A 23,719-nucleotide genomic window follows, 5' to 3' on the forward strand; every position below is an offset into this window, starting at 1 on the left:
AAGGTATATCGAACGGAGTTGACGTGAACATCTTCCCTGTAGTCCTGTGCGGCGGTAGCGGCACCCGTCTCTGGCCATTGTCCCGGGGTGGTTATCCGAAGCAGTACCTCAAGTTGGCCGGAGAACACACGCTGGTTCAGCAGACCGTGCTGCGTCTGCAGGGCGTGCCCGGTGTCGAAGCGCCGATCATGATCACGAATGCGGAACAACGCTTCATCGTGGCCGATCAGTTGCGCAGCATCGACGTGACTGCGTCGGCGGTCGTCCTGGAGCCGGTCGGGCGCAATACTGCGCCCGCGGTTGCGGCGGCGGCGTTGCTCGCGATGGAGCAGTCGCCGGATGCATTGCTGCTCGTGCTGCCGTCCGACCATGTGATCCTGAGCGAGGCGGTGTTCGCAAATCTGGCCGAGAAGGCGCGCGTTATCGCCAACGGCGGGCATCTCGTCACGTTCGGTATCGAGCCGACCAAGCCGCACACCGGATACGGCTACATCCGCAGCGGCAACGCATTGACGTCGCATGACGACGCGTTTCGTGTCGATGCGTTCGTCGAGAAGCCGGATGCGGATACGGCGGCGCGCTTCGTGTCGGAAGGCGGTTACTACTGGAACAGCGGTATGTTCATGCTGAAGGCGTCGGTGTATCTGGACGAACTCAAGCGATTCGAACCGGCCGTGCTCGAACAGGTTGCGCTATCGGTCAAGCAGGCAAAGCGCGATGAGGATTTCGTCCGACTTAACGCCGATGCATTCGAGGCATGCCCGAACATCTCGATCGACTACGCGGTGATGGAGAAAACTGACCACGCGGTGATGGTCGCGGCAGCCGGCCTGAACTGGAGCGATATTGGCTCGTGGGCCGCGCTTGCAGATATTTCGGATACCGACGATACGGGCAATACGCTGTCGGGTGATGTGCTGACCGACGACGTTTCCGATAGTTATATCCGGGCCGATCATCGAATGGTCACGGCCATCGGCGTCAAGGATTTGATCATCGTCGAAACGGCGGACGCGGTCCTCGTCACGCATCGCGATCAGTCCGAGCGCGTGAAGAAGATCGTTGAGCGCCTCAGTGCATCGGGGCGGCACGAGTCGGTGACGCACCGGAAGGTCATTCGGCCATGGGGTTCATACGAGAGTATCGACCAGGGCGAACGCTTTCAGGTCAAGCGCATCATCGTCAATCCGGGCTCGTCACTCAGCTTGCAGATGCATCACCATCGGGCTGAACACTGGGTCGTCGTTCGCGGTACCGCGCGGGTCTTCAACGGCGACCAGGTCATTTTGCTGAGCGAGAATCAGTCGACCTACATTCCGCTGGGCGTGACGCATCGGCTGCAGAACCCGGGGAAGATTCCGCTCGAACTGATCGAGGTTCAATCGGGCTCGTATCTTGGCGAAGACGATATCGTCCGTCTCGACGACAACTACGGCCGGGATGTCGTTGCTGCGACCGGCAAGTAACCACGATTGGAACGTCCGGCCTGGACTCAGCGTCGTATCGGTCGCCCGCATGGCGTGATCGCGATTGACGATTCGGGTCGGAGCTTCAACACACTGAACAAACTGGAAAGAACATGACTGTTGCGATCATTACTGGCATTACGGGGCAGGACGGTGCGTATCTTGCGGAGCTTCTTCTCGAGAAGGGCTACACCGTTTACGGCACCTACCGGCGTACCAGCTCGGTGAACTTTTGGCGAATCGACGAACTCGGCGTCAGCAATCATCCCAATCTTCACCTCGTCGAATACGATCTGACCGATCTCGGCGCAAGCATCCGTCTGCTTCAGGCGACGCAGGCGACGGAGGTCTACAACCTGGCGGCTCAAAGTTTCGTCGGCGTGTCGTTCGATCAGCCGGCGACCACCGCGGAGATTACCGGGATTGGCGCGCTCAACTTGCTCGAGGCAATTCGAACGGTCAATCCTGCGATCCGCTTCTACCAGGCCAGCACGTCGGAAATGTTTGGCAAGGTACAGGCCGTTCCGCAGGTTGAAACTACACCTTTCTATCCGCGTAGCCCGTACGGCGTCGCAAAGCTTTACGCGCACTGGATGACAATCAACTATCGCGAGAGCTATAACATCTTCGGCTGCAGCGGCATCCTGTTCAACCACGAATCGCCGCTGCGCGGCCGCGAGTTCGTGACGCGGAAGATCACGGACAGTCTTGCCAAGATCCGTCTCGGCAAGCTCGATGTGCTGGAGCTCGGCAACCTCGACGCCAAGCGTGACTGGGGTTATGCGAAGGAATACGTTGAAGGCATGTGGCGCATGCTGCAGGCGGAACGCCCCGATACCTACGTGCTGGCGACGAACCGGACCGAGACGGTACGGGATTTCGTGTCGATGGCGGCACAGGCGGCAGGCATCGAACTCGCATGGCAAGGTGTTGGCGAGAACGAGACGGGCGTCGATACCCGAACCGGCAACGCCGTGGTCAAGGTCAGCCCGAAGTTCTACCGGCCCGCCGAAGTCGATCTGCTGATTGGCAACCCCGAGAAAGCGAGCAAGGAACTCGGTTGGGTGCCGAAGACGACGCTCGAGCAGCTTTGCCAGATGATGGTCGAGGCCGACATTCGTCGGAACGAAGCAGGCTTCTCGTTCTAAGGCCATGGCAAAAGTCTTCGTAACGGGCCTGGACGGATTTACCGGCCGCTATATGGCGGAGGAACTGATCCGCTCGGGTCACGAGGTCTGCGGGATCGTTCACAAGCCGATTTCCGGTGCTCCGTGGCGAACGCACGTGTGCGATCTGCTTGATCTCGACGCGCTGGTTCGTGTGCTGTCCGACGAAAAGCCGGATGCCGTCGTGCATCTGGCGGCTATTGCGTTCGTTCAGCACGGCGACGTCGGTGCGATCTACCAGACCAATGTAGTCGGGACGCGCAACCTGCTTGACGCGCTGACTCGCGCGGCATGCCGGCCGCAAGCCGTGTTGTTGGCAAGCAGTGCCAACGTCTATGGCAATTCCGACCGGGAAGTCATCGATGAAACCACTGCGCCGGCACCCGCAAACGATTACGCGATCAGCAAGCTGGCGATGGAAATGGTCGCACACACGTGGCAGGACAAACTTCCGATCGTCGTCGTGCGGCCGTTCAATTACACGGGTGTGGGTCAGGACGAGCGGTTCCTTCTGCCCAAGATCGTTCGGCATTTCAGCGAGCGCGCGGTGCGCATCGAGTTGGGAAATCTGAATGTCGTACGGGATTTCTCGGACGTGCGCATGGTGGTCGCGGCGTATCGGAAGTTGATCGAAGGCGACTTCGCTGGACGGACGTTCAACGTCTGTTCAGGCGTCGGGTATTCGCTGCAGGACGTCTTGGCGACAGTGCAGGAACTATCCGGGCACGAACTGGAGGTGAAGGTGAATCCGCAGTTCGTGCGTGCGAACGAGGTCCACAAGCTCGTCGGAAATTGCCGGGCGCTCGAACATGCGATCGGTTCGACTCACGCGATACCGCTTCGTAACACGCTTGCATGGATGCTCGAACATCCATGAGCGAACTGACTGTTGACGGCATGTTCGGCGTGGCCGATATGCACGGCACGGTCATGGCCAGAAATGCAGGAAATCGGGGCGGTGCCGATGTTTTCCTCGATACCGACTCGAATTCTCATAGCCCAGGTAAGTGAAAATTTATGCCTCTTGTTTCCTACGCGCAAAATTTCGAAGACGTCATGCTGCATCGCGCGCTGCAGCATGTGATGGCCGGTTTTTACATCGACGTTGGCGCATGGTCTCCCGACGAGCATTCGGTGACTCGAGCGTTCAGTGAGATGGGGTGGAGTGGCATCAATGTCGAACCCAATCCCGTCTATTTTGCTCGACTCGAAAGCCGGCGTCCTCGCGATATCAATCTTCGGGTCGCGGTGGGTGATAGCGCAGGTACGGGGCGTATCCATTTGTTTCAAGACACTGGATTGTCGACGCTCGACGGCCAGATTGCCGGTGAACATGTCGCGGCAGGGTGGAGCGAGAATGTTCAGGACGTTGCGCTGACGACCCTCGACAACATCTGGCGAGAGCACGTCAGTGCTGGGCGAGAGGTTCATTTTCTGAAAGTCGATGTCGAAGGGGCTGAGCGCGCGGTGCTGGCCGGCAACGACTGGAAACGCAACCGGCCGTGGATCGTCGTGGTGGAGGCAACGCTGCCGCTAACCCAGAAGGAATCCCATCAGGAGTGGGAGAGCATTCTTCTGGGTGCGAACTACGTGCATGTCTATTCGGACGGTCTCAACCGGTTTTACGTAGCCGGCGAACGATCTGAGCTCATCGACGCGTTCAAGTATCCGCCCAACGTCTTTGACGATTTCGTGCCTGCAAGGACGGCCGAACTGGCTGGTCAGGTTGAGACCTTGACCGCCCAGGTCGTGGACGCGGAGCAGCGGGAACGCGATGCGGTGGAGTTTGTGCGGCAGACCGAGGTGGAAAAGGTACTTAAGGAGCATGAAGCGAAGTACCAGGAGCTCGAACGCCTGAACAAGGAGTTGATGCGCCAGGCAGCGGCGATGGAAAGCCGGCGGGCGGAGATGGAGCACGAGCACAAGCGTCGGCACAAGGATGCTGAAAACCAGATTGCCGAATTGCGTTCCGCGCTCTCCGGCCGCGACGTGATGGCACAGCAGGCCAGCCACCGGGCCGAACTGGTCGAGCAGCAGTATCAAGCCGTCACGCAATCGATGTTCTGGCGCGCGACGTCGCCGGCGCGCCGGATCGGGGCGATGATGCCTCCATCTGCGCGGGGGCGCGCGCGTCAGGTAGCCAAGGCCGCGTGGTGGCTGGCCACGCCGTGGCGGATGCCGGCACGGCTGGAGTTCTTGCGGCAGCGGCGGGCTACCCTTCTTCGCGAGCAGCAAGCCGTGAGTGATCAGGTCGAAGTCCTGCAAGACAGCGGTATTCCCGGTGCCGCGTCGTCGGGGCGGTACGCGGAATGGATTCGCACAGTCGAAACCCGGTCGAGCGCCGATGCCCGGATCAAGGTTGATGGGCCGCTCGTGAGCTTTTTGCTTGCCGATGTCGATTCGATCGAGAGCGCGTCGAGAACCGTCGGTTCGATTCGCGCGCAATCGTATCGAAACTGGGAAGCCATCGTTGTTCACGCTGACAACGATGCGGCGATGCTGAAACTCGTCGAAGAGTGGACGGGTGCCGATTCGCGCGTGATCGCTGTTGCCGCGTCAGGCGCGGCCCAAGGGCGGCCGGCAAACCTGGCAAGGGGTCTCGATCACGCCAAGGGCAAGTTCGTCGCCGTTCTGGATAGTGGCGATATTCTGGCGCCTAGTGCGCTGAACGATGTCGTTTCAGTACTCGCGAAGTCGCCGCAGGCAGACATCGTCTATGGCGACGAAGACGTGCAGTCGGCATCTCAAACGCGCGAGCGGCCGTACTTCAAGCCGACCTGGTCACCTGATCTTCTCTATGCGTTCAACTACTTCGGGCGGTTGACGTTGCTTCGCCGTGCGTTGGTGACGCAGGCGGGGGGCGTGGACGTTGCTGCCGCGACGGCTGTCGAATGGGATCTCAACCTGCGTGTCAGCGACCTTGCGCAGAACATCGTTCGTGTTCCGAAGGTACTGTGCCATCGCAAGCCGGGCGCATGCCAGGAGCGACCTGCACCCGACACCATCGAAGCCGGTGATCATCGCGCGGCCATCCAGCGATATTGGGAGCGTCACGGCGTTAGCGGTGCGGTGACCGTTGAAACCCAATCAAACGGCACTCAGCATGCCACCTGGCAGATCGAGCAGGCGCCGCTGGTTTCGATTGTCATTCCCACCAAGAACAAGCCAGAGCTGCTCCGGATGTGCCTGGAGGGGCTACTGCATGCAACCGACTATCCGAACAAGGAAGTCATCGTCGTCGATACGGGATCGGATGAACCCGAGACGCTCGCATACTACGAGCAGCTGAAATCCGAGCCGCAGGTTCGAATCGTTCATTTCCGGAACAAGTTCAATTATTCGGCCGCATGCAATTTCGGTGCGGTGAGAGCGCGTGGCGAGTTTCTGCTTTTCCTCAATAACGATATCGAGATCATCAAGAGCGACTGGCTGCAGGAACTCGTCCGGTTTGCGATGCGTCCGGGCGTCGGTGTCGTGGGTACGAAGCTGATCTATCCGTCGCTGGAACTGCAGCATGCAGGCGTGTCGATCGGCATCCACCTCGCCGCATTGATGTACCGGAGCGGCGGCGGTATCGAATGGGATGTATTCGGCTCGCCGGATCATCCGCGAAACTGGCTTGCGATCATGGGCGCCTGCCAGATGGTGCGCAGGAGCGCCTTCGAAGAGGTTGGGGGATTCGACGAATCGTATCTGATTGCGATGAGCGACGTCGCGCTGTGCATGCGGATATGGCGTGCCGGCTATCGTACGGCCTATACGCCGTACGCCTGTCTTGTGCATCACGAAGGGGCGACGAGAGGGAACAGCAATCCGGTCGAGGATATCCGGCGCCTGGCAGACGACATCCGTCATTTGGGCATCGACGAGGATCCGTATCTTCACCCCGAACTGGATGGTCGCCATGCCATTCCGACCCTGCGTCTGCAGGATGGCATTTCCGTACGGGCGGAACTCGACCGGCAGCTTCGAGACTCGGGATCGCTCCCGTTGCCGGCGAGGGCGCTTCGTCTCGACGACGAAGGCATTTGCATGGAAATCGCAGGATTGGCGCGAGACGAAGTCGTGTGGCCCCCGCAACCCGCTCACAAGGTTTCCGATATCTGGAGCGCAGCGCGTTGGTGTCTGGATCTGTTGCGACGCCGGGCCGATCTTCGTGTCCGCTTCCCGCAGGCGCTTTCGGCCGGACGTAACGGCGCGTTTGCGCAATGGCTGCTTGCAGGAGGAGGGCGTGCCCTCGGCTTGACGGATGCGGGCGTCACGGCGATCGGGCAACTGTTCGAGCAGGATTTTGGCGCGCCGGCGCGACAGTTCTTCATGTTCCGTCAGGATGTCCGGGCGCTGATGCCGCACGGGTTGACGCCGGTCGGGCAGACGGATCTGTTCGAGTGGTTCATCCAGCATGGGCGTGTCGACGCGGACCTTCAACTCGAGCAAATCTGGTGGCTCTTCTGGCAAGCGTCAGAAGCGCCGGCTCGTGAACTTGTGGAAGCCTATCGCTTTACACCGGCATGGCAACGACTCCACCCGGACGGCTTGACGATTTTCGGGCGTGCCGCATTTGCTGCATGGTTTGCCGCAACATACAGGGTCCACGACTCGTGGGTGGTGCCGGAGACCTGGCCGATCGACTTGTCGCCTGCCGAGCAGATTCGAACGGCATACAACGCCCGTGAAGACTGGCGCGATCGTTTTCCCGCAGTGCTGCGTGACGCGGCCGATGCGCGAGCACTGATCGAATGGCTGCGAACGGACGAAGCCGCATTGCCGCACGACGTTCGCTCATGGTGCGAATCGCAGGAAGTCGATGCGGTGGCCGCTTCGCTGGCGAAGCCCGGCGTCAACGTGATCGCACACTTCTGCTATCCGTCGGGTCTGCGCGTCTCGGCGGAAGCATTGGTGAAGGGGATGCGCGAGGTCGAGATGCAGACGTCGTTGCGCGATCTTCGTACCGATCAGAGGGATGATCCGCATCACGTCGATTTTTCCGGTACGGAAGATTTCGACATCACGATCATTCACACGCAGCCGGAGCCGTTTTTCGACGATGCATACGGGCGATCCGATTTGCTCGAGCGCGCGCAACGAACCTACCGGATCGCATACTGGTATTGGGAATTCGATTCGATACCGGACAGCTGGCTCGATCAAGCCGCGCGCATCGATGAAGTCTGGACTGCGACCGAGTTTGTCGCCAAGGGGTTGCGCGAACGGTTGACCATACCGGTGAGGACGATTTTCCCGGGGGTGCAACTTGGCCAGTATCAGCGCCGGGATCGATCGTACTTCGGACTGAACGACGGCGAATATACGTTCCTCTTTACGTTCCACATGATGAGCGTCATGGAGCGCAAGAATCCGATGGGGTTGATTCGTGCATTCAGCAAGGCGTTCGGGCCGGACGATCCGGTCTGTCTGGTGCTGAAGACTTCGTTCGGCGATCGTCATCCGGCCCAGATCAAGGAATTGCGGCTTGCGGCCGAGATGTCGGGGGTGAAGATCAAGATCATCGACCAAGTGTATTCACCGGACGAAGTGCTGTCGCTCATGGATGCGTGCGACGCGTATGTGTCTCTGCACCGAAGCGAGGGATTGGGGCTTACGATGGCGGAAGCCATGCTGATGGGAAAACCCGTCATTGCGACGAACTACTCGGGCAACGTGGACTTCATGGACGACAGCAACAGTCTTCTCGTTCCCTACGATCTGGTGAAACTGGGGCGACCGATTCCTCCGTACGATGCGAATCTCCACTGGGCGGAGCCGTCGGTCGATGAGGCAGCGAAAGCGATGCGCAAGGTGTTCGAGAATCAGGAATGGGCGCGTGAGCTCGGCGCCCGTGCCCGCGAAAGCGCGCTCGTCAATCTGTCTCTGACAACGGCTGGTCACCATGCGACGGATCGAATCAATGAAATCCTCGGTGCAATGCCCGGGCAGTCCGGTAACCGGTAACGAGTGCGGTATGGCGTTGGCCTCGGTTGAGTGTCGACGCCATCACCCGATCCGAAGTCGCGCGGCGGCACTGCCGTGAGGCAGCGTGTCCGGCAGTGCCGCCGGATTCGGTCGCCGCTTGCAAGCGCGCCGTCAGTGTCTTGTCAGTCGTTGCTTGACGGCGCGCAACGGCGCCGTGATCCGCCAACTCGTCGACGACAACATTTCTGCGTTCAATTCACGCATGCTGACCACGTCCGATTCCAGCGCAGCGACCGCCGATCGGGTTGCGGACAGTTCGGTTTCGGCTTCATCCAGCCGGTTGTATGCGTCGGTACGATCGACGTTTGCCATGCGCAGCTCGTCGGACAATACATCCCGCTCGTGTTCCGATACGCGGACTGACTCGTTGAGCGAAGCGACCGATTCATTAAGGGATGCGACCGCCGCGTTCAGCGTCTTCGAATGGCAATCGAGTTCCCATTCGTATTTCAACAGCGGCGAGACGTCGGTGAGGTAGCGGCGCGCGCGCTCGACCGCCTGGTCGAGCATCGCGTTATCGGACGGAAGTCTGTTCCGGATGGTCTCGTCGAGCGCGGAGAACAGTTCCCGGACTTGCCGGGGAGATGAGCGAAGCGAGTCTAGATCCTGACGGGTAAATCTCGTATGGCGAAGACCGCCGTCGACGAACTCTTTCTCGAATGAATCGATTGCGGATTCGATCAAAGGCAGTCCCAACTCGGACGAGATGCGAGCCAGTTCCTGGCGTGGGGCGTCCAGCAACGTGTCGTAACCGATCAGCGTACGCGGGTGACTCGCAGTCATTTCGAGTGCGGAAACCGTGTAGGCAAGCCAGAGGATGTGTGATTTTTCTTCGGCGAAATTGTCGCGTTTCGATAATGAGCGTGCGACGCTGATCGGATTGCGAACGGCGATTGCGTAGACCACGCGAGACGGCAGGGCGGAGAAGATTGGTTGCCAGAACTGCGGCAGCCGGGCAATTCTCGGGTCCTTCAGTGCAAAGATCTTGCCGTCGCATTTGGTGCGCAAGACGCGCGATGCATTGGCCCGGAGTTGGTCCATGCGGTGCTCGTCGATCGAGCTCAAGTCGATCGAAGCCATGGTGTCCCAATCGAATCCTGCTTCGTGCAGGATTTCGATATTGACTTGATTGATATCCAGGTCCTCGAAAAACCCCTTGTCGTTATTGCCTGCGGCGGGAGGCATGAGTCTTTCGCCAAGGTCGGCGCCGATCGTTTCCATCGCGCGCGTGAGGACACTCGTCCCGCTACGATGCATGCCTAGGACAACGATCAGTGTGGGAGGTATTGCCGGCGGAGTGGGGAAAGTGTCGGGCATGACAAAAATGCACTCTTTGATACGTGGAGAGCATCAATTCGATCGTTCATCGCTTCGTCGGTCGCTTCGATTGCGAAGCGGCCGACGGCCAATGGTGCAAATAGCATCGTGAAACGCGATACCGCTGCGCTACACGGCGGGGCAACGCGGCACGAACTGCATGGAATCGGAAGTGATGCGTCGATACTGCATTCTAAGCAGTCCAAACAGGAAGAGGGTGATTCGGATCGTTTCATTTGGCTGTCTGGCGTTACCGTGTATTACCGTCCCGAGCCGACGTTCGCATCAGGTGTTGCCGTGTTGTTCTGTTTCAGTGCAATGGACGGATGTGGGGTGGAGCATTGTGCGGATGTCGAGTCACGGTCGGCGTGCAGGCAATGATGCCGCTAGACGGTACGTGCGTTCGCGAGCGGGTTCTCACTTTGGATGAGACACAACGTGCGCGGTATCACGTCGCGGATTGGGACGTCACTTGCTCTGCTAGACGGCATGTGTCGCATGATGCCCACCGACGGCATCGAATGGTGTGCGAGAGTAAAGGGTCAGCTTTTTCCGGCGACAACGACCATGCTGACGTTAGAATTGCACTGTCGGCACCGTGAAAAGCACGGCATGTTTGCCGGCCGGTCGGGCGAGGCCGCAACCTGCCCCTGCCGGACTTTCTAACCTGCGCTTCATCTGGCAAGCGCGTAGCCGAACTACGGATGAATGTAACAAGCCTGCAACCCCGTGATGCCGAAGGATTGTCGGTTTCCATCGTCGTTTATCAGCCTGACATTGCTCAGCTTGGGCAGACGCTGACCAGTCTGGGCGTAGCGTGCGCGCGTTTGTGTGCGGGCGCATCGGCCTATCCGGTCGATCTGTTTCTCGTCGATAACGGCGGGCTGGGCGACGTGGCCGCATTGATTGACGAGCTCGGTACGCAAGGCATCACAACCCGGATCCTGTCGGGCCACGGCAACGTCGGCTACGGACGGGGGCACAATCTCGCGATCGAATCGTCGACACGCCCGTTTCACCTGATCTTGAATCCCGACATCGATCTCGACGTAAACGCGCTTGTTGCCGCTCGTGCGTTTCTCGATTCGCGTCCCGACGCCGGTGCGCTCACGCCGTGGATCGGTGACGATGCGGGCGGCCAGCAGTATCTCTGCCGCCGTTACCCCGCGGTTCTCGATCTGCTTGTGCGGGGCTTTCTGCCGGTCCGGTTCCGGGCGCATTTTGCGAGGCGCCTTTCCCGCTACGAAATGCGCGATGTCATCAACGGCCAGGACGTCGTCTGGGATCCGCCGATCGTCAGCGGCTGCTTCATGCTGTTCCGCACTGAAGTCCTGAAGAAACTTGGTGGCTTCGATCCGCGCTACTTCCTGTACTTCGAGGACTACGACCTGAGCCTGCGCACGCACGAGGTCGCCCGCGTCGCGTATGTCCCGTCGGTGCGCGTGATTCATCACGGCGGTGGCGCATCCCGCAAAGGCTTCGCACACATCCGCATGTTCGCCGCATCGGCATTCAAGTTCTACAACCGCTTCGGCTGGAGGCTCTGGTGAGCCATCTCGTCGTCACCGGCGCGAACGGCTTCGTCGGCCGCGCGGTCTGCCGCCGCGCGCTGGAGGCCGGGCACTCGGTTACCGCCCTGGTGCGGCGTCCGGGCGGCTGCATCGACGGCGTGCGCGAGTGGGTGCACGACACCGCCGATTTCGATGCGCTGGCTGAAGCGTGGCCCGCCGATCTGGCCGCCGATTGCGTGATCCATCTCGCCGCGCGCGTGCACGTGATGCGCGACGAGTCGCCCGATCCCGACGCCGCGTTCGATGCCACCAATGTTGCCGGTACGCTGCGTCTCGCCGAGGCGGCGCGCCATCACGGCGTGCGCCGCATCGTGTTCGCGAGCAGCATCAAGGCGGTTGGGGAGGGCGACGGCGGGGTGCCGCTGTCCGAGGCTTCCAAACCCGATCCGCAGGATGCATACGGCCGTTCGAAACTGCGGGCGGAGCGGCAGCTCGCGCAGTTCGGCGCGTCGGCGGGGCTCGACATCGTCGTCGTTCGTCCGCCGCTCGTCTACGGCCCGGCGGTACGCGCCAACTTCCTGCGGATGATGGATGCGGTCGCACGCGGGATGCCGTTGCCGCTCGGCGCGGTTTCGGCGCGCCGCAGCATCGTCTACGTCGACAACCTCGCCGAGGCGCTGCTGCGTTGCGCAATCGACCCGCGCGCGGCCGGCGAATGCTTTCACGTTGCCGACGACGATGCGCCGTCGGTCGCGAGCCTGCTGCGTCTCGTCGGCGACGCGCTCGGCAAGCCGGTCCGGCTGATCGCGGTGCCGCCGGCGCTGTTGCGTGTGCTCGGAAAGCTGACCGGCCGCAGTGCGGCGATCGACCGCCTGACCGGCAGCCTGCAGCTCGACACGGGCCGGATCAAGCGCGTGCTGGGCTGGCATCCGCCCTATACGACCCGCCAGGGCCTCGAAGCGACCGCCGCATGGTATCGTTCGCGCGATACACGAAAATAAGACCACATGCTTCTCGCGAACCCCACCTGGCTCACCACGGCCGCGGTGGCCCTGGCCGCCGCATTCGCTTCGACGACGATTCTCCGCGTGCTGCTCGCCACCGGACTGGCCTGGCGCCTGGCGACCGACATTCCAAACGACCGTTCGCTTCATACGCTGCCCACCCCGCGCGTGGGCGGATGGGGCATCGTGCCGGTTTGTGTCGTTGCGCTGCTGGCGCTGGCACCGCGACTCTGGCTGATCGCCATCGCCGCTGCGGGCCTGGCCGCGATGTCGCAGATCGACGACCGGCGCGGGCTGCCGGCCCGCGTGCGGTTCTCGGCGCACCTCGCGGCCGTCGTCGCGCTGCTCGTCGTGTTCCCGGCCGATGCGCCCTGGTGGCTGCTCGCCGGTGTGGGTTTCGCGATGGTATGGCTGACGAACCTGTACAACTTCATGGACGGCGCCGACGGCCTCGCGGGCGGCATGGCGCTGTTCGGCTTCGGCGGATACGCGGCCGCGGCGCTCGGCGGCGCGAATACGTCGCCCGATCTGGTCGTGGCAGGCGCGGCGATCGCAGGCGCGGCGCTGGGCTTTCTTCTGCTCAATTTCCACCCGGCCAGGCTGTTCCTCGGCGACGCCGGCTCGATTCCGCTTGGGTTCCTGGCCGGTGCGTTGGGCTACTGGGGCTGGCGGACCGATGTCTGGCCGATCTGGTTTCCGGCGATGGTGTTCGCGCCCTTTATTGCCGATGCATCTGTAACACTTTTGAGACGCCTGTTACGCGGAGAAAAGTTCTGGCAGGCGCACCGCGAGCATTATTATCAAAGGATGGTCCGATCGGGCGTGAGTCATGGCCGGACCGCCCTTTATTGGTACCTCATCATGCTCGCGGGCATAATTGTCGCCGTGTGGGCAAAGGGCCGCCCCGAACTGCAGCAATGGCTGTCGTTCCTCGCGTGGTATGGCGTCCTGGCATGTTTCGGATGGTTGATCGACATGCGTTGGCGCCGGTTTCAGTCGGCCGCCAAAAACAACTATTGAGGTTTCCCGCCGATGTTTCGATCCAGAGCGTCGTGGCTGTCGCTGAGTGCTTTCCTGTTCGACCTGACGGCGGTTGCCGCCGCATGGTTGTTCGCCTATCTCGTTCGTTTCAACGGCAGCGTTCCGCATGATTTCCTGAGCGGTGCGCTGATGGCGTTGACCTGGGCTCTTCCCGTCTACGCGCTGATGTTCCACGGATTCGGTCTGTATCGCGGGCTGTGGGTGTTCGCGAGCCTGCCCGACCTGATGCGCATCGCAAAGGCGGTGGCCGGCGGCGGCGTGATCGTGATGATCGGCGCCGTGATGTTTCAGCCGCAGCCGATCATTCCGCGCTCGGTGCTGCTCGTGTCGCCGCTGATGCTGTTCCTGGCGATGGGCGGCGCCCGCGCGCTCTACCGCGCGACGAAAGAGTACTACCTGTACGGCGGCCTCGTCGGCAAGGGCAAGCCGGTGCTGGTGCTCGGCGCCGGCACGGCCGGCGCGAGTCTCGCGCGCGAACTGTCGCGTTCCGGCGAATGGCGCCTCGTCGGCCTGCTCGACGACGACGTCACGAAGCAGGGCCGCGAAATCTACGGCTACAAGGTGCTGGGCTCGTTCAACGACCTCAAGCACTGGACCGATGCGATGAAGGTCGAGTACGCGATCATCGCGATTCCGTCAGCGTCGGTCGAGACCCAGCGTCGCGTGGCGACGCTGTGCGTGCGGGCCGGCGTGAAGGCGATGGTGCTGCCGTCGCTGACTGCGCTGATGCCGGGGCAGGGCTTCCTGTCGCAGGTACGGAACATCGATCTCGAGGACCTGCTCGGCCGCGATGCCGTGACGATCGACACGCCGCACGTCGAGGCGCTGCTGCGCGGCCGCGTCGTGATGGTGACGGGCGCCGGCGGTTCGATCGGCTCCGAGCTGTGCCGGCAGATCCTGCGCTTCGCGCCGGCGCAACTGGTTGCATTCGACCTGTCCGAATACGCGATGTACCGGCTCACCGAGGAACTGCGCGAACGGTTCCCCGACCTGCCCGTCCTGCCGATCATCGGCGATGCGAAGGATTCGCTGCTGCTGGACCAGGTGATGTCGCGCCATGCGCCGCACATCGTGTTCCATGCGGCCGCCTACAAGCACGTGCCGCTGATGGAAGAGCACAACGCTTGGCAGGCGCTGCGCAACAACGTGCTCGGCACGTATCGCGTGGCCCGCGCGGCGATTCGTCACGACGTGCGCCACTTCGTGCTGATCTCGACCGACAAGGCCGTTAATCCGACCAACGTGATGGGCGCGAGCAAGCGTCTCGCCGAAATGGCGTGCCAGGCATTGCAGCAGACGAGCGCGCGCACGCAGTTCGAGACGGTGCGCTTCGGCAACGTGCTCGGCAGCGCCGGCAGCGTGATTCCGAAGTTCCAGCAGCAGATCGCGAAGGGCGGTCCGGTCACGGTCACGCACCCGGAGATCACGCGCTTCTTCATGACGATCCCGGAGGCGTCGCAGCTCGTGCTGCAGGCGTCGAGCATGGGGCATGGCGGCGAGATCTTCATTCTCGACATGGGCGAGCCGGTGAAGATCGTCGATCTCGCGTGCGACCTGATCCGCCTGTACGGGTTCTCGGAAGAACAGATCCGGATCGAGTTCACGGGGCTGCGGCCCGGCGAGAAGCTCTACGAGGAGCTGCTCGCGGACGACGAGGCGACGACGCGCACGCCGCACCCGAAACTGCGGATCGCGCGGGCGCGCGAAGTACCGGACAATTTGCTCGACGAGCTGCTGCCGTGGCTGATGCAGCACCGCGTGCTGTCCGACGACGAAGTGCGGCGCGACCTGCGGCGCTGGGTGCCGGAATACCAGACGGCCGTTGCCCCGACCTTGCAGAGCGTACCGTCGGTGCGCGCCGCGTCGAACAAGTGACGCGGCGGCGCGAAGCCCGAACGGGGCTCGGCGATGCATGAAAAAAGCGCCCCGCGGGGCGCTTTTTCTTTGTCCGGAAGCCGATGCAACGACGTTCAGTGGCTGCGCCGGTGCTTGCGTACCACCATCCACCGCGGCGCGCGAAACCGCACGATGCTGAGATAAAGCCACACGTAGGTCAGTGCGAACAGCACGACGAACACGAACAGGTGCAGCGTGTGTCGCCAGAACAGCGTCGCGGGAATCACCGCGACGAGGCACAGCAGCCACAGATACGGCGACGTGAGCGAATTCCGCCGCGTCAGGTCGTGCGCGTGCTTCGTCCCGACGGCCCAGCGCATCAGCCGCTTGTACACGAGCATGTGCAGATGCACGCCGTCTGGAATCCCCGGCGACATCCCGCGGATGAACTTCTTCCGGTAGATCGAGAAACAGGTCTCGAAGATCGGGTACATGAACAGCAGCACCGGATACCACGCGGACACCTCGCGGTTGCGCATCACGAGCATGATCGCGAGTTCGGCGAGCATGAAGCCGATGAAATACGCGCCGCCGTCGCCGAGGAAGATCAGCCCGGCAGGAAAATTCCACAGGAAGAAGCCGAGCACCGCGCCCATCATGATGATCGACGCGGACATCACGACCGGGTCGTTCACATGGAACGCGACGTACGCAAGCGACGCGAACATCATGAAGCTGACCATCGACGCGAGGCCGTTGAAGCCGTCGATGATGTTGATCGCGTTCGCGAGCGCCGCGACCGCGAGCACCGTGATGAACGCCGAGATGGCCACGTAGCCGAGCAGGAAGTCGAGCGGCGGCACGCTGATGCGCTTGACCGCGATGCCCAGCAGCCAGAACGCCAGCGCGGCCGCGCCCATCGTGCAGAGCAGCCGCGCGCGCGGCGACACGCGTTTGGTCAGATCCTCGACGAGGCCGGACAGGAACGCCGGCAGCCCGCAGGCCGCGATGCCGAGAATGCTGCCCGCGATCGTCGGATAGCGCCGCGACAGGATCAGCGCGGCCACGACGACCCCGGCGAGGATCCCGATGCCCCCCACTCGCGGCACGGGCCGCACGTGGAATTTCTGCACGCCGGCCAGATCGCTGTCGATCGAGAATTTCTCGTGAAGGTGCGCGTAGCGCACGATGAACAGCGTGACGAGCAGGGAGACGATGAAGCCGGATGCGAAGCTGAGCATGGGATCGCTCGGAAAATGGACAGCGGATTATACAAAACCGCGCGGGTTCCCCTCCTGCCATCGCCAGTGGTCGGCACACATGTCCTCGATCCCGAGCGTCGCGCGCCAGCCGATGATGTCGGCCGCGGCCTGCGGATTCGCGTAGCACTCGGCGATGTCGCCCGGGCGGCGCGCGACGAGTTCGTACGGCACCGGGCGGCCCGATGCCTTCTCGAACGCACGCACGACTTCCAGCACGCTGTAGCCCTGGCCGGTGCCGAGGTTCACGACAAAGCTCGCGTCGCGCTTCGCGAGCGCGTCGAGCGCGGCGATGTGTCCTTTCGCGAGATCGACGACGTGGATGTAGTCGCGCACGCCGGTGCCGTCCGGCGTCGCATAGTCGGAGCCGAACACGCGCAGCTTTTCCAGCTTGCCGACCGCGACCTGCGCGACATACGGCATCAGGTTGTTCGGGATGCCGGCCGGATCCTCGCCGATCAGCCCGCTTGCGTGCGCACCGACCGGGTTGAAGTAGCGCAGCGTCGCGATGCGCCACGAAGGATCGGACACCTCGAGATCGCGCAGGATCTGCTCGGCGATCAGCTTCGACTGGCCGTACGGGTTCGTCGCCGACAGCGGGAACGATTCGTCGATCGGCGAGCGCTCGGGCACGCCGTACACGGTAGCGGACGAGCTGAACACGAACTGCCTGACGTTGCGCTCGCGCATGACCTTGAGCACCGCCAGCAGCCCGCCGATGTTGTTCTGGTAGTACTCGAGCGGTTTCGCGACCGATTCGCCGACGGCCTTGAGCGCCGCGAAATGGATCGTGCCGGTGATCGGGTGCGCGTCGAACACCTTCGCGAGCGCGGCTTCGTCGCACACGTCGACCTGATGGAACGCGGGCGTCTTGCCGGTAATCCGCTCGATGCGGCGCACGGACTCGGCCTTGCTGTTGACGAGGTTGTCGACGATCACGACATCGTAGCCGTTGTCGAGCAGCTCGACGGCCGTGTGCGAGCCGATATAGCCCGCGCCGCCGGTAACGAGGATGGTGCCTTTAGCGGTCATTGCTGATGCGCTCCTTCAGAGAGTGATGCCGGTCAACGAACGAATGGTCTGCCGGTAGCGTTCGACGACCTGCTGCTCGTCGAATTCCGCCGTGACTTTCCGCCGGCCGCGCGCGCCCATCGCGTCGCGCCCGGCCGTTCCGAGTTCGATCATGCGGAGCAGTTGCTCCGCGAGGCTTGCGCTGTCGCGCATGCGGCACAGGAAGCCGGTTTCGCCGTCGGCGACGACGTCGCGGCAGCCCGGCACGTCGGTCGCGACGATCGGGCGGCCCATCGCCGATGCTTCCATCAGCGTGCGCGGCACGCCTTCGCGGTACGACGGCAGCACGACGCAGTCGGCCGCCGCGATATGCGGGCGGACATCGTGCGCCTCGCCGAGATATTCGACGATGCCTTCGCCGACCCATGCGTCGACGTCCGCGCGCCCGATTGCGCTCGGATTGTCGACGCCGAGCGGCCCGAGCAGCTGGAAGCGCGCGTTCGGGAAGCGGCCGCGCACGATGCGCGCGGCTTCCACGTATTCGCGCACGCCCTTGTCCCACAGCAGCCGGCCGATCAGGATGAAGACGGGCGCGTCGCCGGCGGGCAGCGGCACGGGCGCGAACTGCTCGAGATCGACGCCTTCGCCGTGCAGCAGCCGCGCGCGCTCGGGATGCACGAGCAACTGCTCGTCGGTGAAGGTCGCGAGGTCGTCGCGGTTCAGGAACCACACTTCACGCGGGAAGCGGAACGCGAACCGGTACAGGCGCTTCGCGACGCTCGCCGCGCGGCTTTTCTGGATGAAGACGTAGCCGAGCCCGGTCGTCACCGCGATCGACGGCACGCGCGCGAGCCACGCGGCGACCGACCCGTAGATGTTCGGCTTGATCGTGTAATGGAACACGAGATCGGGCTTGAGCGCGCGGTAGTGGCGCACCAGCGTCGCGAGCGTGCCGAGATCCTCGCGCGGGCTCGTGCCTTTCGACGCGACCGCGAGCTTCACGTAGCGGCAGCCCATCTGCTCGAGCAACGGCACCGTACGGTCGTGCGGCGCGATCACGACGACCTCGGCGCCGCGCGCGACGAGCGCACGGATCAGCCCGTGGCGATACGTGTAGATCGCCCAGGCCGTGTTGCAGACGAGCGCGATGCGCAGCGGGGAAGTGGCGGACATGAAAAAAGAAAAAAATAAAGCGTCGTAAATGCCGGATCGGCGTCAGGCGGACGGCCGCGCGGCGAACAGCGTCTGCTTGATCCGCTGCAACGTCCGGTACGGCGTCACGAAATGCAGCAGGTTCTTGGCGAGGCCGGCCCAGTCGTACGGGTTCAGCGCGTTGAAATGGCTCAGCAGCAGCGTGAGCGTCGACACCAGCTGGCGCCGGCGCTTGGTCGCACTGATCCCGCCCTCGTTCAGTTCGTAATACAGGCCGAGTTCCGGCAGGTTCGCGCAATCGTAGCGTTGCATTAACCGTAAAAAAAGATCGAGATCCTCGGCCGCGCGGTATTTCTCGCGATAGTTGCCCACTTCCCGCACGGCGTCGATGCGCAGCATCACCGAAGGATGCACGAGCGGCGAGCGCAGGAAGCGCGTGCGGCGCAGCGTGCGCGGATCGGCGGGCGGCGTCAGCATGAAACGCGGTTCGCCGGCGCGCGACACGACCTGCGTCCACATGCCGACGCAGGCCACGTTCGGGTGGGCGCCGAGATACGCACGCTGCTTCGCGAGGCGCTGCGGCACGGCCAGGTCGCCCGCGTCGATGCGGGCCGCATAGCGGAAGCCGCGCGCCGCGAGCGCGTCGATGCCGGCCGCGAGCGCGCGCTCGATGCCGCCGTTCCGCGGCATGCGCAGCACCTCGATCGCGAGGCCCGGCAGGTCGGGCGCGACGATCGGCGGCGTGCTGCCGTCGTCGACGACCAGCACGTGTACGGGCGCATCCTCGCGAAACGATGCAAGGGTCCGGACGACGTCGTCGTGCCCGTTGTAGGCCGGCATCAGCACGGCCACGTCGTCGAGCGGGGGCGGGCAATCAGGGGACGTCATGTTCGCAGCTTGAAACGGATGTAATAAAAGTTGACGGCGGCCGCGGCCAGGTAGCCGGCCGCCAGCCCGACGAGCGCGCCGTACAGGCCGAGCCGCGGGATCGCGAACAGGTTGACGACCGCGGCGATCGCCAGCGCGAGCAGCCATTTCGACAGCAACACGAATTTTGCTTGATATTTGAGAACGATAAGATTGCCTATCGCCTCGATGCCGGCCGGCACGGACAGCCAGACGGCCCAGCGGAAGATGTCGACCGATGCCTCGTAGCCGTGGCCGAACACCTTGCCGACGATCAGCGGGGCGGCCGCGTCGAGCACGAGCGCGCCGGCCGTCATCAGGCCGGCCGTCATCGCGATCAGGCGGACGATGTTGCGGCGCAGCCGCGCGACGTCCTGCACGCGGTAGACGAACGCGGGCGCGATGGTCTGCGCGAGCATCAGCGCGAGCGTGATCCAGTTTTCGTTGAGCTGCTGCGCGGCCGAATAGCGGCCGAGATCGGCGAACGACACGTGACGCTCGAGCATCAGGCGGTCGAGTTTCAGGAACAGGTACATGCAGATCAGGCCGAGCCAGAACACGGTGCCGGCCGTCGCAAAGTGCCTGAACAGCGGTTTATCGAACGTCCAGCCGAGCGCGCCGCCGTTACGATGCCGGTAGTACAGCAGCAGCGCGAAGCCGATCGCGGCGGCCTCGAGCGCCCACAGCCACGCGAAGCGGGCGGGGCCGGCGGCCGCGCGGACCAGCAGCCACACGAGCAGCGCCTTCGCGAGCGCCGTGACCATGCTGGTGACGAGCTGCGGCTTGCTGTAGGTCATGCTTTGCAGCCACGCGTTGATCACGCCGACGAACGGTTCGCGGAACACCATCGTGACGGCGAGACCCGTGAGCATCGCACCGACCAGCGGGTCGAACGCGCCCGCGGCGATCGCGATCCAGGTCGCGACGAGCGCGGCGACCGAGACGCCGATGCGCAGCGCGAACGCGCTGCCGAGCACCGCGCCGAGCTGGGCGGGCGGGCGCTGGACGATGGTCGGGACGAGGATTTCCGCGCCGCACACCCAGGTGAGCGGCGCGAGTACCAGGAGAAGCGTATTCGCATACTGCCATTTGCCGAACACATCTGGCCCGAAATAACGGGCCAGCAGGCCGCTGATCGCGATCGCGACGCCGATCTGCGTGAGCCGTTCGAGCCCCAGCCAGACGAGGTTCGTGACGGCTTTCGCGACGTCCGGGTTGCCGAAGCGCTTCAGCATGCGACGCGGCGGCGCGCGTGCGGGGCGGCCGGCAGGGCGCCCGAAGGCTGCGGATTGGCGGCGGCGGGACGGCTAGGCATTAAAATGGGCGGTATGCGCGTCATCGAAACCCGCGATTATAAGTGGGATCGCGACCGCTCCAGCCGTTCCGTTCCTTGTTTTGCGGGGCCGCATGTATCATGCGCGGCACCGGCGAGAGGCGGCCAGCCAAGCCAGACAATTTTCCATGCACGCAACTGAGAGAGAAGAGAATCGATGATCTCCCAATCCATCTTCAAGGCATATGACATCCGTGGCGTGGTCGGCAAGACACTCGACGTCGATACGGCGCGCGGGATCGGCCGCGCATTCGGCAGCGAAGTGCGTGCGCAGGGCGGCGACGCGGTCGTCGTCGCGCGCGACGGCCGCCTGTCCGGGCCGGAGCTCGTCGGCGCGCTCGCCGATGGCCTGCGTGCGGCCGGTGTCGATGTCGTCGACGTCGGCATGGTGCCGACGCCGGTCGGCTATTTCGCGGCAAACGTGCCGCTGGCGCTGAAGGGCGGCGAGCGCCGCGTCGATTCGTGCATCGTCGTCACGGGCAGCCACAACCCGCCCGACTACAACGGTTTCAAGATGGTGCTGCGCGGCGCCGCGATCTACGGCGAGCAGATCCAGGCGTTGTACCGCCGCATCGTCGACGAGCGCTTCGAGACGGGCAGCGGCACGTATGAGGAAGTCGACGTCGCCGATCAGTACATCGCGCGCATCGTCGGCGACGTGAAGCTCGCGCGGCCGCTGAAGCTGGTCGTCGACGCCGGCAACGGCGTCGCGGGCCCGCTCGCGACGCGCCTGTTCAAGGCGCTCGGCTGCGAACTCGTCGAACGTTTCACCGACATCGACGGCACGTTCCCGAACCACCACCCCGATCCCGCGCACCCGGAAAACCTGCAGGACGTGATCCAGGCGCTGAAGGACACCGATGCCGAACTCGGCTTCGCGTTCGACGGCGACGGCGACCGCCTGGGCGTCGTCACGAAGGACGGCCAGATCATCTATCCGGACCGCCAGCTGATGCTGTTCGCGGAAGAAGTGCTGTCGCGCAACCCGGGCGCGCAGATCATCTACGACGTGAAGTGCACGCGTCACCTCGCGCAGTGGATCAAGTCGAAGGGCGGCGAGCCGCTGATGTGGAAGACGGGCCACTCGCTCGTGAAGGCGAAGCTGCGCGAGACGGGGGCGCCGCTCGCCGGCGAAATGAGCGGCCACGTGTTCTTCAAGGATCGCTGGTACGGCTTCGACGACGGCCTCTACACGGGCGCGCGCCTGCTTGAGATCGTCGCGAAGACGGCCGACCCAAGCGCGCTGCTCAATGCGCTGCCGGACGCGATGAGCACGCCCGAACTGCAGCTCTGGCTCGACGAAGGCGAGAACTTCAGCCTGATCGACAAGCTGCAGAAAGAGGCGAAGTTCGACGGCGCCGAGGAAGTCGTGACGATCGACGGCCTGCGCGTCGAGTACCCGGACGGCTTCGGTCTCGCGCGTTCGTCGAACACGACGCCGGTCGTCGTGATGCGCTTCGAAGCCGAGACGCAGGAAGGGCTCAAGCGGATCCAGGAAGACTTCCGCCGTGTGCTGACGGCCGCGAAGCCGGACGTCAAGCTGCCGTTCTGAGCGCCGGCGGCCTGCGGGCCGCCCGCGGTGCCGCGGCAGCTTCGTCGGCCGCGATTCTCCCGAAAAGCGGCGCACGCCACGGGCGTGCGCCGCTTTTTGTCTGTCCGCCCCGCCGGGCGAGATAAAATCCCCCCTTTATGCCTGTCGCCGGCTGCCAGCCGGCGTTTTTTCAGCGTGCAAAAGATCCTGATCGTGCGCGTGTCGTCGCTGGGCGACGTCGTGCACAACATGCCGGTGATCGCCGATATCCGGCGCCGCCACCCCGACGCGCAGATCGACTGGCTCGTCGAGGAAAGCTTCGTCGACCTCGTGCGGCTCGTCGACGGCGTGCGCAACGTGCTGCCGTTCTCGCTGCGCCGCTGGCGCAAGAAGCCGTTCTCGGGCGCCACGTGGCGCGAGATCCGCACATTCCGCAAGCGTCTCGCGGCCGAGCAGTACGATCTCGTGATCGACTGCCAGGGCCTCATCAAGACGGCCTGGGTCGCGAGCTGGGCGCGCGGCCCGCTGGTCGGGCTCGGCAACCGCACCGATGGCGCCGGCTACGAATGGCCGGTGCGCTTCTTCTATGCGAAGCGCGTGCCGATCGCGCCGCGTACGCACGTCGTCGAGCGGTCGCGGCAACTCGTCGCGGCCGCGCTGAACGACCCCGCGCCGACGCCGGCCGATCCGGTCGACTTCGGTCTCGACACGCGCGCGGCGGCGCTCGCGGTGGCCGCGCTCGGCCTGAACCTGCCGGTGCCGTACGTGGTGTTCGTCCATGCGACGTCGCGTGCCGACAAGCAGTGGCCGGACGCCGCGTGGATCGAGCTCGGCCAGGCGCTCGTGCGGCGCGGCGCGTCGCTCGTGCTGCCGTGGGGCAACGACGCGGAACGCGCGACCAGCGAGCGGCTCGCGAAGGAATTCGGCGATGCTGCGATCGTGCCGCCGAAACTGTCGCTGCCGGCCGTGGTCGGTCTGATCGACGGCGCGGCCGCGACCGTCGGGGTTGATACAGGTCTGGTTCACATCGCGGCCGCGCTGAAGCGTCCGACGGTCGAACTGTACAATTTCGCGACGGCCTGGCGGACCGGCGGCTACTGGTCGCCGAACGTCGTCAATCTCGGCACGGCGGGGCAGCCCCCGTCGATCGCGCAGGTGAAGTCGGCGCTCGCGGGCTTCGGTCTCCTGTAACGCTGTCCCACACGCGAACCGA

At 63.7% G+C, this 23,719-nt stretch carries 17 protein-coding genes; 11 read left to right on the top strand and 6 right to left on the bottom strand.

The genetic code is table 11. The annotated features are described in order from the left end of the window. The first annotated feature begins 23 nt into the window (after window positions 1-23). From WJ12_RS04020 to WJ12_RS04035, 5 genes are all read left to right on the top strand, one after another. On the top strand, window positions 24-1,466 hold the full coding sequence (locus tag WJ12_RS04020) for a mannose-1-phosphate guanylyltransferase/mannose-6-phosphate isomerase (RefSeq protein ID WP_059557221.1): 1,443 nt from the start codon (window positions 24-26) through the stop codon (window positions 1,464-1,466). A 113-nt stretch (window positions 1,467-1,579) separates the two neighbouring features. Then, a complete protein-coding gene (gmd, locus tag WJ12_RS04025; protein WP_034187275.1) occupies window positions 1,580-2,614 on the top strand; it encodes a GDP-mannose 4,6-dehydratase in 1,035 nt (344 codons plus the stop codon). 4 nt (window positions 2,615-2,618) lie between these two features. Next, window positions 2,619-3,509 carry an NAD-dependent epimerase/dehydratase family protein gene (locus WJ12_RS04030; protein WP_059557220.1) on the top strand — a complete coding sequence of 297 codons (891 nt, stop codon included), beginning with the start codon at window positions 2,619-2,621 and terminating at the stop codon, window positions 3,507-3,509. Continuing rightward, window positions 3,506-3,643, top strand: a complete 138-nt coding sequence (locus tag WJ12_RS35750) for a hypothetical protein (protein ID WP_154233728.1) — start codon at window positions 3,506-3,508, stop codon at window positions 3,641-3,643. Before WJ12_RS04030 ends, WJ12_RS35750 begins: the two co-directional genes overlap by 4 nt. Window positions 3,644-3,649: 6 nt before the next feature. Further along, window positions 3,650-8,584, top strand: a complete 4,935-nt coding sequence (locus WJ12_RS04035; RefSeq protein ID WP_034187277.1) for an FkbM family methyltransferase — start codon at window positions 3,650-3,652, stop codon at window positions 8,582-8,584. A 132-nt stretch (window positions 8,585-8,716) separates the two neighbouring features. On the opposite strand, the gene WJ12_RS04040 is transcribed toward WJ12_RS04035, so the two are convergent. After that, entirely contained in the window at window positions 8,717-9,826 is a 1,110-nt protein-coding gene (locus tag WJ12_RS04040) for a sulfotransferase family protein (RefSeq protein WP_156444758.1), read from the bottom strand. Window positions 9,827-10,626: 800 nt separating this feature from the next. Between WJ12_RS04040 and WJ12_RS04045 the strand changes: the two genes are divergently transcribed. The 4 genes from WJ12_RS04045 to WJ12_RS04060 are packed head-to-tail and all read left to right on the top strand — an operon-like array spanning window position 10,627 to window position 15,353. Next, complete coding sequence (locus tag WJ12_RS04045) at window positions 10,627-11,472, top strand: glycosyltransferase (RefSeq protein ID WP_059557217.1); 846 nt, start codon at window positions 10,627-10,629, stop codon at window positions 11,470-11,472. Further along, window positions 11,469-12,434 carry a UDP-glucose 4-epimerase family protein gene (locus tag WJ12_RS04050; protein WP_059557215.1) on the top strand — a complete coding sequence of 322 codons (966 nt, stop codon included), beginning with the start codon at window positions 11,469-11,471 and terminating at the stop codon, window positions 12,432-12,434. Before WJ12_RS04045 ends, WJ12_RS04050 begins: the two co-directional genes overlap by 4 nt. Before the next feature lie 6 nt (window positions 12,435-12,440). Beyond that, window positions 12,441-13,457, top strand: coding sequence for an MraY family glycosyltransferase (locus WJ12_RS04055; RefSeq protein WP_059557214.1), 1,017 nt, complete (start codon window positions 12,441-12,443; stop codon window positions 13,455-13,457). A 12-nt stretch (window positions 13,458-13,469) separates the two neighbouring features. After that, the gene (locus WJ12_RS04060; protein ID WP_034187281.1) at window positions 13,470-15,353 is read left to right on the top strand and encodes a polysaccharide biosynthesis protein; all 1,884 of its coding nucleotides are present in this window, start codon (window positions 13,470-13,472) and stop codon (window positions 15,351-15,353) included. Between the two features lie 95 nt (window positions 15,354-15,448). Here WJ12_RS04060 and WJ12_RS04065 read toward each other — a convergent pair whose 3' ends face one another. The 5 genes from WJ12_RS04065 to WJ12_RS04085 are packed head-to-tail and all read right to left on the bottom strand — an operon-like array spanning window position 15,449 to window position 20,877. Next, on the bottom strand, window positions 15,449-16,555 hold the full coding sequence (locus WJ12_RS04065) for an MraY family glycosyltransferase (RefSeq protein ID WP_034187282.1): 1,107 nt from the start codon (window positions 16,553-16,555) through the stop codon (window positions 15,449-15,451). Window positions 16,556-16,582: 27 nt separating this feature from the next. After that, entirely contained in the window at window positions 16,583-17,605 is a 1,023-nt protein-coding gene (gene galE / locus WJ12_RS04070) for a UDP-glucose 4-epimerase GalE (protein WP_034187283.1), read from the bottom strand. 15 nt (window positions 17,606-17,620) lie between these two features. Continuing rightward, the gene (locus WJ12_RS04075; protein WP_059557211.1) at window positions 17,621-18,757 is read right to left on the bottom strand and encodes a glycosyltransferase family 4 protein; all 1,137 of its coding nucleotides are present in this window, start codon (window positions 18,755-18,757) and stop codon (window positions 17,621-17,623) included. A gap of 42 nt (window positions 18,758-18,799) precedes the next feature. Next, window positions 18,800-19,624 carry a glycosyltransferase gene (locus WJ12_RS04080; RefSeq protein ID WP_059557209.1) on the bottom strand — a complete coding sequence of 275 codons (825 nt, stop codon included), beginning with the start codon at window positions 19,622-19,624 and terminating at the stop codon, window positions 18,800-18,802. Further along, window positions 19,621-20,877, bottom strand: coding sequence for a lipopolysaccharide biosynthesis protein (locus WJ12_RS04085; protein WP_059557207.1), 1,257 nt, complete (start codon window positions 20,875-20,877; stop codon window positions 19,621-19,623). Before WJ12_RS04085 ends, WJ12_RS04080 begins: the two co-directional genes overlap by 4 nt. Window positions 20,878-21,132: 255 nt before the next feature. On the opposite strand from WJ12_RS04085, the gene WJ12_RS04090 reads away from it, so the two are divergent. Both WJ12_RS04090 and waaC read left to right on the top strand, forming a co-directional pair. Continuing rightward, window positions 21,133-22,527 (top strand): phosphomannomutase/phosphoglucomutase, encoded by a 1,395-nt coding sequence (locus WJ12_RS04090; RefSeq protein WP_049030306.1) that lies wholly within the window; start codon window positions 21,133-21,135, stop codon window positions 22,525-22,527. A gap of 174 nt (window positions 22,528-22,701) precedes the next feature. After that, window positions 22,702-23,697, top strand: a complete 996-nt coding sequence (gene waaC / locus WJ12_RS04095; RefSeq protein WP_059557205.1) for a lipopolysaccharide heptosyltransferase I — start codon at window positions 22,702-22,704, stop codon at window positions 23,695-23,697. The last annotated feature ends 22 nt before the right edge of the window (window positions 23,698-23,719 follow it).

Source organism: Burkholderia seminalis (assembly GCF_001718535.1).
Classification (GTDB): domain Bacteria; phylum Pseudomonadota; class Gammaproteobacteria; order Burkholderiales; family Burkholderiaceae; genus Burkholderia; species Burkholderia seminalis.

Coding starts and splice junctions, on each gene's coding strand:
- WJ12_RS04085 (WP_059557207.1), bottom strand. CDS start 20,877: ATGCTGAAGCGCTTCGGCAACCCGGACGTCGCGAAAGCCGTCACGAAC.
- WJ12_RS04060 (WP_034187281.1), top strand. CDS start 13,470: ATGTTTCGATCCAGAGCGTCGTGGCTGTCGCTGAGTGCTTTCCTGTTC.
- WJ12_RS04080 (WP_059557209.1), bottom strand. CDS start 19,624: ATGACGTCCCCTGATTGCCCGCCCCCGCTCGACGACGTGGCCGTGCTG.
- WJ12_RS04030 (WP_059557220.1), top strand. CDS start 2,619: ATGGCAAAAGTCTTCGTAACGGGCCTGGACGGATTTACCGGCCGCTAT.
- WJ12_RS04045 (WP_059557217.1), top strand. CDS start 10,627: ATGAATGTAACAAGCCTGCAACCCCGTGATGCCGAAGGATTGTCGGTT.
- WJ12_RS04090 (WP_049030306.1), top strand. CDS start 21,133: ATGATCTCCCAATCCATCTTCAAGGCATATGACATCCGTGGCGTGGTC.
- WJ12_RS04040 (WP_156444758.1), bottom strand. CDS start 9,826: ATGGAAACGATCGGCGCCGACCTTGGCGAAAGACTCATGCCTCCCGCC.
- gmd (WP_034187275.1), top strand. CDS start 1,580: ATGACTGTTGCGATCATTACTGGCATTACGGGGCAGGACGGTGCGTAT.
- WJ12_RS04075 (WP_059557211.1), bottom strand. CDS start 18,757: ATGTCCGCCACTTCCCCGCTGCGCATCGCGCTCGTCTGCAACACGGCC.
- WJ12_RS04055 (WP_059557214.1), top strand. CDS start 12,441: ATGCTTCTCGCGAACCCCACCTGGCTCACCACGGCCGCGGTGGCCCTG.
- WJ12_RS35750 (WP_154233728.1), top strand. CDS start 3,506: ATGAGCGAACTGACTGTTGACGGCATGTTCGGCGTGGCCGATATGCAC.
- WJ12_RS04065 (WP_034187282.1), bottom strand. CDS start 16,555: ATGCTCAGCTTCGCATCCGGCTTCATCGTCTCCCTGCTCGTCACGCTG.
- galE (WP_034187283.1), bottom strand. CDS start 17,605: ATGACCGCTAAAGGCACCATCCTCGTTACCGGCGGCGCGGGCTATATC.
- WJ12_RS04035 (WP_034187277.1), top strand. CDS start 3,650: ATGCCTCTTGTTTCCTACGCGCAAAATTTCGAAGACGTCATGCTGCAT.